The 7,248-nt window shown below is 65.9% G+C and carries 5 protein-coding genes; 2 read left to right on the forward strand and 3 right to left on the reverse strand.

Translation table 11 applies throughout. The features are described 5' to 3' along the window. Positions 1-13: 13 nt before the first annotated feature. Positions 14-895: a histidine kinase gene (locus GXP39_16130; protein NOZ29565.1), complete on the reverse strand. Its 882-nt coding sequence runs from the start codon at positions 893-895 to the stop codon at positions 14-16. 231 nt (positions 896-1,126) lie between these two features. Here GXP39_16130 and GXP39_16135 point away from each other — a divergent pair, with 231 nt between their 5' ends. Both GXP39_16135 and GXP39_16140 read left to right on the forward strand, forming a co-directional pair. Then, positions 1,127-2,365: a hypothetical protein gene (locus GXP39_16135; protein ID NOZ29566.1), complete on the forward strand. Its 1,239-nt coding sequence runs from the start codon at positions 1,127-1,129 to the stop codon at positions 2,363-2,365. Positions 2,366-2,392: 27 nt separating this feature from the next. Then, complete coding sequence (locus GXP39_16140) at positions 2,393-2,926, forward strand: DUF1349 domain-containing protein (GenBank protein NOZ29567.1); 534 nt, start codon at positions 2,393-2,395, stop codon at positions 2,924-2,926. 158 nt (positions 2,927-3,084) lie between these two features. Here the strand turns inward: GXP39_16140 and GXP39_16145 are convergent, their stop codons facing one another. Both GXP39_16145 and GXP39_16150 read right to left on the reverse strand, forming a co-directional pair. After that, a complete protein-coding gene (locus GXP39_16145) occupies positions 3,085-4,902 on the reverse strand; it encodes an ABC transporter ATP-binding protein (protein NOZ29568.1) in 1,818 nt (605 codons plus the stop codon). Then, positions 4,899-6,728 carry an ABC transporter ATP-binding protein gene (locus GXP39_16150; protein ID NOZ29569.1) on the reverse strand — a complete coding sequence of 610 codons (1,830 nt, stop codon included), beginning with the start codon at positions 6,726-6,728 and terminating at the stop codon, positions 4,899-4,901. Before GXP39_16150 ends, GXP39_16145 begins: the two co-directional genes overlap by 4 nt. Positions 6,729-7,248 lie beyond the last annotated feature (520 nt).

Consider the following 7,248-nt stretch of genomic DNA (forward strand, 5'->3'; position numbering starts at 1 on the left):
CCCGTCTCCCCTGTTACAGTGCTGGTAGGCCTTGTACGAAGTGGCGAAAATGCTCACGAAGGAAGTGGTACGTCAACCGCTCGTCAGAGCTCAACTCCCACACCTGCCGACAAATGGCCAGAATCCGGGTCTTATGCGTGTTCACCGTGCTCAACGAGATCACCAGGCGCTCAGCGACCTGTACGGGCGACAGCCCATCGGCGAATGCTCGCAGGACCTCTCGCTCGCGTGCGGTCAGTTCCTGCCACACGCGTTCGCAACGAGAGCGATCTTTGGCCAGATCGGACATCCATGCGCTGACCTGCCCGCGCATCTGCGCCAGCTCTCGCAGCGCCGGGAACTGCGCTCCCCAGGGCAGCATCGGCACCCGCACCAGCCGTACGCCGTCCTCCGGCCGGGCGTGCATGATCGCGCCATCTCGTGCCCGCTCCAGGAACGCGGGGGGCGTGTAGATATGCCACACCTGATCCTGATGCCCGAAGTGCACCATCGCGGCCGACAATGCCACCAGTGCCAGGATCCGACGTCCCCCGGCGATGCACAGATGGATCGGCCGCTCGCTCATACTTTTCAACCCGGCGATCAAATCGTGCATGGCCCGCCAGGCCGCATCGGCGTCCACCTCCGACTGGATATCCTCCAGCCGGCGGCCATCTGTTCGTACTGGGACCAAACGATATCGACAAGGACGTCCCCTGTATCGCTCGCCGGCGAACTCCTCGCTCAGCCGTGCCAACGAGCGCCGCAGACGGTCGTCATCGGCCGAAAGATGTACGACGATCACCTCGCGCACGGGTTCACCCCGCGCCAGCAACGCGTCCAGGGCAAAGGTGACGACCTGGGGTTGTCCGCCTAGGGTGGCGATCAGCGTGCTTGCCATGTCCGAGCCCTTCATGTGACCTCCTTGCAGGAACTGGATGTGAATTCCTTCCGATGGTCTGCCGGGTCGTCTGCGATTACAATATGGCCGGGTGGTATGGGGATGGTTATGGCAGGTACCCGTCCAATTCCCTTCTTCTGGTAACCCTGTGGCGGGCTCATGAGTCTCTCGTGAGTGGCGGGCGCGATGAAGGGAGCCCGAGATGAAACGTCTCGACGGGGTAACCTGATGGGAGGAGATCGGTTCATGGAGTCTTTGCCTGCTGTCATGATCGGCGGCCCACCGCATTCGGGGAAGTCCACGTTAGCTTACCACCTATCGCAAGCCTTGCGCCAGCGCGATGTGGAACACTACGTCCTGCGCGCCGCGCCCGATGGCGAGGGGGATTGGTCGTACCAGACCGATACCAGGCTGGTGCGGGCGATCCGCGTGAAGGGCGAGTTCACGGAGATGTGGGTGGATCGCATTTGCCGTGATATCCGACAGCGCCATCTCCCCCTCCTAGTCGACGTGGGCGGGCTCCCCCGGGCCTCTCAGGAGATGATCTTCGATCATTGCACTCACGCCGTACTCCTCAGTTTGGATGATGGATCGCATGCTGCCTGGATAAGGCTGGCCGAGCGCCATCATTTGCTCCTTGTCGCCGACCTTCGATCGATTTTGGACGGCGATGACGTGATCGAGGCCACCTATCCCATCTTGCGGGGGACCATCGCGGGGCTGGATCGCTTCCTCCCGCGCCTGGGGAGGACGTTCGATGCGTTGGTGGACCGGATCGCCGAGTTGTTCGCATACGACCCGGCGGAGCTGCGCCGATTGCATCTGGCGCAGGCACCTGTGGAGATCGTGGTAGAGATGGAGCGGCTGGCGAAGGCTGTGGGAGCGAACCCTCACAACTGGCGGCCCTCCGAGCTTCCGGCTGTGCTGGAATATCTGCCCGCCAACACGCCGTTGGCCCTCTACGGCCGGGGCCCCGTCTGGCTATACGCGGCCATCGCCTGCCACGTCGGCACGGCCGACCTGTTCCAGTTCGACCCCCGCCTGGGATGGGTGATGGCGCCGACGCCGATCATCACCCCGCCGGTGCCACAGGCGCCTCTCCAGGCCGTCACCTTTATCGAAGGGGCGCATACCCGGATCGAGTTCATACTGCCCCATCACTATGTGGACTACCTGGAGCGGGAGGAGGTGACGGCGCCTCCGGTGCCGCAGGATCGAGGCGTGGTGCTCAGCGGTAAACTGCCCCATTGGCTGTGGACGGCATTGGCTCGCACGTACCGGCGGCTGCCCTGGCTGGCCATTTACTACCCCCAGCAGGAGGGCTCGGCCATCGTCGTGTGCTCCCGGGACGGATCCCGCCCGCCCGGCACGGTAATCCCGCTTTCTGGGACGACCAGCGGGGATCGTGGGGCGTCTGGTATAATGAGGCCGGCGCGCCGACGCTGGAACCTGGATGGTCGAAGGTGCGCCGACGAAGGAGGATAGTCCCACTGAGCGAAGGAGGAGCGCGTCATGCGATGGCACCACGAGCCGCCGGAGTGGCGGGTGGAAGGGAGCACGATCACGGTCACCGCCGGGCCGAAGACCGACTTCTGGCGGAAGACCCACGACGGGGGGATCCGGGATCACGGCCATTTCTACTATCGGCCGGTCACGGGCGACTTCACGGCCGAGGTCAAGGTGACGGGGCAGTACGCTGATCTGTACGATCAGGCCGGGCTGATGGTGCGCTTGAATGAGACGACCTGGATGAAATGCGGCATCGAGTTCGTGGACGGCGTGCAGCACGCCAGCGTCGTCGTCACCCGGGACTGGTCGGATTGGTCCGTTCTGCCGCTGGCCAACCCGCCTGCCATCTGGCTTCGCGTCGTGCGCCACGGGCCCACCGTGGAGGTGTTCTACTCACTAGATGGCGGGGAATACATCATGATCCGCCAGGCGTTTCTGACGGAGGAGCCCGCCGTGGACGTGGGGGTGATGATCGCCGCACCCACGGGGAACGGCTTCACGGCGACGTTCGAGGGGTTTTCTGTAAGGGGTGAATAGCGAATGGCGAAGGGCAGACGGGCCCCCGGGCCGGGGGATGCGCCTGGCTCGGGAGGCCTTGCCCCGCCTCCAGCCACCCCCGGCGCCATATCCCGCCCCTGCCCTCCTGCACCTTGCCTCCTGCATCCTGTATCCTGCATCCTGCATCTTGTATCCTGCTATATATCCACAAACTGCCGCTCGTAAAGCTCCCGATAGATCCCACCCCGGGCCAATAACTCCGTGTGGGTCCCTCGCTCCACGATCCGACCGGCCTGTACGACGCAGATCAGGTCCGCGTTGCGGATGGTGCTCAGCCGGTGGGCGATGACGACAGCCGTCCGCCCGGCCAGCAGCCGCTCCAGCGCGTCCTGGATCAACGTCTCGGTCACCGTGTCCACGCTGGACGTGGCCTCGTCCAGGATCAGGATGCGGGGGGCAGCCAGCACGGCCCGGGCGATGCAGATGAGCTGGCGCTGGCCCACGGAGAGGTTGACGCCGCCCTCCAGCACCTCCGTCTCGTAGCCGTCCGGCAGCGCCATGATGAACTCATGGGCGTTGGCCAGCCGGGCGGCCTCCTCCACCGCCTCGTCCGGCACGTCCGGGCGCCCGAACCGGATGTTGTCGGCCACCGTGCCGGAGAACAGGAACGGATCCTGGGGCACCAGGCCCATCTGCCGCCGCAGGGAACGTTGGGTGACGTCCCGCACGTCGATCCCATCGATGAGCACCGCCCCCTCGGTGACATCGTAGAAGCGGGCGATCAGGTTGGCGATGGACGTCTTGCCCGCGCCCGTCGGGCCCACCAGCGCCACCGTCTGTCCGGGCTCGATCGTCAGATTCACATCGTGCAACACGGGCGCGTCGCCCCGATAGGCGAAGTGGACGTGACGCAGCTCGATGCGCCCGGTGATGGGTGGCATCTCGATGGCATCAGGCCGGTCCTTCACCTCCGGCTCCGTGTCCAGCAGCTCCAGCACGCGCTCGCCCCCGGCCATGGCGGCCTGCAGCGTGGTATAGATCTGGCTCAGCTCCTGGATGGGCTGGAAGAAGCGGGTCACGTAGGCCAGGAAGGCCACCACCACGCCCAGGGTCAGGTCCTGTCGGGCCACGGCGAGCCCGCCGAACCACAGCACGATGCCCGTCGCCAGCATGCCCAGGAACTCGACGGAGGGGAGGAAGACGAAGGAGAGGGACATGGCGGCGATGTTGGCGTCCCGGTTAGCCCGGTTGACCTCGTCGAAGCGCTCCTGGGTGGCGTGTTCCTGGGCGAAGGCCTGGATCACCCGCATCGCGGCGATGTCCTCCGCCAGATCGCCCACGACGGCGGCGATCCGGGATCGGGTCAGGCTGAAGGCCCTTCGAGCCCGGCGGGCGAAGACGAGCGTCGCCAGTGCCATGAGCGGCAGCACGCTGAAGGTGAGCAGCGCCAGTCGGGGGCTCATGGAGAGCATCACCACGATGATGCCCCCCAGCACCAGCAGGTCGCCGATCAGCCGGATCAACCCCTGCGACAGCAGCTCGTTGATCACAGCCACGTCGTTGATGACCCGGGAGATGGTGACGCCGATGATGTGGGTGTCGTGGTAGCCCAGGGACAGCCTTTGCAGATGGCGGAAAAGCTGGGCCCGTAGAGTCGCCAGCACGCGCTGCCCGACCCAGGAGAGCAGGTATCGCTGCCCGGCCGAGGCCAGGTAGATGCCCAGGAAGACCCCGGCCGTCAGCAGGGCGATACGGGTCAGCCCGGCCGGGTCCCCCTGCACGATGTGCTGATCGATGGCCACCTTGATGAGATAGGGGGCGGCCAGGGTGAGGGCCGAGGCGATCAGCATCAGCGCGAAGGCGAGGAACATCCGTTGCCAGTGGGGGCGCAGGTAGGCCAGCAGCCGTGCCACGACGCGCCAGTCGAAGGCGCCTCTGTCGGCCTCCCCGCCCAGGCGGCGCAGGACGCCGCGCGGCCCCATGGGTGCGCCCGCTGCGCCGATGGAGAAGCTCATGATCCGCACCTCCGGGGGCATTTCGGTCGGGATGGCGGGGGCGGCATGTCCTCTTGCGGCCGTAACTGGCGGTAGTAGATCTCCGCGTACAGCCCCGATGTGTGCAGCAGCTCCTCGTGAGTGCCGCGGGCGGCGATGCGCCCCCGCTCCAGCACCAGGATCAGGTCGGCCATGCGCACCGTGCTCAGGCGCTGGGCGATGACGAAGGACGTCCGGCCTCGCATCAGCCGTTCCAGCGCCATCTGGATCAGCCGCTCCGTCTCCGTGTCCACGCTGGACGTGGCGTCATCCAGGATCAGGATGCGGGGGTCCTTGAGCAGCGCCCGGGCGATGGCGATGCGCTGCTTCTGGCCGCCGGAGAGGGTGACGCCGCGCTCGCCCACATGGGTGTCGTACCCTTTGGGCATGGCCATGATGAAGTCATGGGCCTGGGCGGCCCGGGCGGCCTCGACGATCTCCGCCTCCGTCGCGTCGGGACGGCCAAAGGCGATGTTCTCCCGGATGGTGGCGGCGAAGAGCGTCGTCTCCTGCAGCACGATGCCGATCTGCGATCGCAGCGAGTTGAGCGTCACGCGGCGGATATCGTATCCGTCGATGAGGATACGCCCCTCGGTGGGGTCATAGAACCGTGGGATCAGGTTGATGATGGTCGACTTGCCGGAACCCGTGGCGCCCAGCAGGGCGACCACCTGCCCGGGGTGCACCTCGAAGCTGATGTCCCGGAGCACCTGGTGTCGGCCGAAGTAGGCGAAGGAAACGCGCTCGAACCGAACGTGGCCGCTCACCGGCGGGAGCGGCACGGCGTCCGGCGCGTCCTGCACCTCTGATTCGGCGTCCAGGATCTCGAAGATGCGCTCGCCGGAGGCCACCGCCTGCGCGATGGCGGAGACGATCATGCCCAGGCGGCGCACGGGCATGACGAGCTGGCCCAGATAGGTGGAGAAGGCCACCAGCTCGCCCAGGGTGAGCTGGCCACGCACGACCAGGAGGCCGCCGTACCAGATGATGAAGACCGTTCCCACGTTCGCGATGAGATCCATGAGCGGGATGTTAAACGCCTGGAGATGGGCGGCCTGGGCGGCGAGGTTGAACCATCGGTCGTTCTCACGGTCGAAGCGGGCGATCTCCGCATCCTCCTGGGCGAAGGCCTTGACGATGCGAGCGCCGCGCAGGTTCTGCTCCAGCCGGGTGGTCAACACGGCCAGTTGCTGCTGGATGGCCAGGGAGAGCGGGCGATATCGGCGGCCGAAGTAGAGGGCCCGGTGGGCCAGCAGCGGCATGGTACCCAGGGCCAGCAGGGCCAGACGGGGGTTCATCCACACCAGCATCGCCGCCGTCCCCATCAGCAGCACGGTGCCGTCCACCAGCCGCAGGAAGGCACGCCCGGTGAGGAAGCGGATGCGCTCGACATCCTGGATCGCCCGGGAGAGCAGCTGCCCCGTCTCCGTGCGGTCGTGGTAGGAGAAGGAGAGGGTGGACAGCTTCCGGTGGATGGCGTTACGCAGGTCGTAGGCGACGCCCTGGGAGGCGATCTCCGTCCATCGCCCTTGCAGGAAGGTGAGCACGCCTTTGAGCAGCGTCACCCCGAGGAGGGCCAGCACGGACCACCCCAGCAGCCGTACGTTTCGGCCGCCGATGCCCTGGTCCACGATCCAGCGGATGAATTGGGGGATGGCCAGGGCCAGCGCGTTGATGCCCAGCAGCGTCAGGTAGGCGGCTGCGCTCAGGCGCCAATATGGGCGAAGATAGCCGAAGCAGCGCAATAGGGTGTGTGTGGCTCCTGGTTTGTGCAAGGGGAGCGGAGCCGGGCTCTCCTTCGTCGGCATGGCATATCTCCATGTGGATGATCGCCTGGGAGTCAACAGGAAGTGTAGTCCAGGGCCCGGGGCGTGTCAAGGCGTTTGCGCGTCGGCACTTGTGAAGGTTGAGAAATTGCTTCGATAGGGGTGCATGTGGCCGCTCGATCGCCAATTCCTTGCCTCCCGCTGCCGGAGCCGGATCACCTGGTCTCGACTCCTCCGTAGCTCAAGGAGAAGGGCAGATATGGAAATCTGCTCTCCCCTGAATCGCAAAGGTGACGTGGAAAGATACTCCGCCTCACCGCCGGATTGAAAAGCATCCTCACATCGGTAGGGCCTTTTCAAAGTCCAACGCCCATATTGGCATACATGGCGCCTGCAGGGATGAGGCAAGGTGTCGTGTCTGTATACGCATCTTCTCGGCTTCCCCCAGCACACGACGTGGCCAGACGTACCCCACCCCCCTGTCGTCCCCCCTCCCCGATTCGCTTCGCTGGGAGGGGGGACCTGGGAGTGGGTGGTGGCGGCGGCGCAGCTCCGCTGCGCC

This window comes from Chloroflexota bacterium, from assembly GCA_013152435.1.
GTDB lineage: Bacteria > Chloroflexota > Anaerolineae > DUEN01 > DUEN01 > DUEN01.

What these genes read in the sequence shown, in the direction of transcription:
- GXP39_16150 (NOZ29569.1), bottom strand. Translation starts at nt 6,728, where the DNA reads ATGCCGACGAAGGAGAGCCCGGCTCCGCTCCCCTTGCACAAACCAGGA.
- GXP39_16140 (NOZ29567.1), top strand. Translation starts at nt 2,393, where the DNA reads ATGCGATGGCACCACGAGCCGCCGGAGTGGCGGGTGGAAGGGAGCACG.
- GXP39_16145 (NOZ29568.1), bottom strand. Translation starts at nt 4,902, where the DNA reads ATGAGCTTCTCCATCGGCGCAGCGGGCGCACCCATGGGGCCGCGCGGC.
- GXP39_16135 (NOZ29566.1), top strand. Translation starts at nt 1,127, where the DNA reads ATGGAGTCTTTGCCTGCTGTCATGATCGGCGGCCCACCGCATTCGGGG.
- GXP39_16130 (NOZ29565.1), bottom strand. Translation starts at nt 895, where the DNA reads ATGAAGGGCTCGGACATGGCAAGCACGCTGATCGCCACCCTAGGCGGA.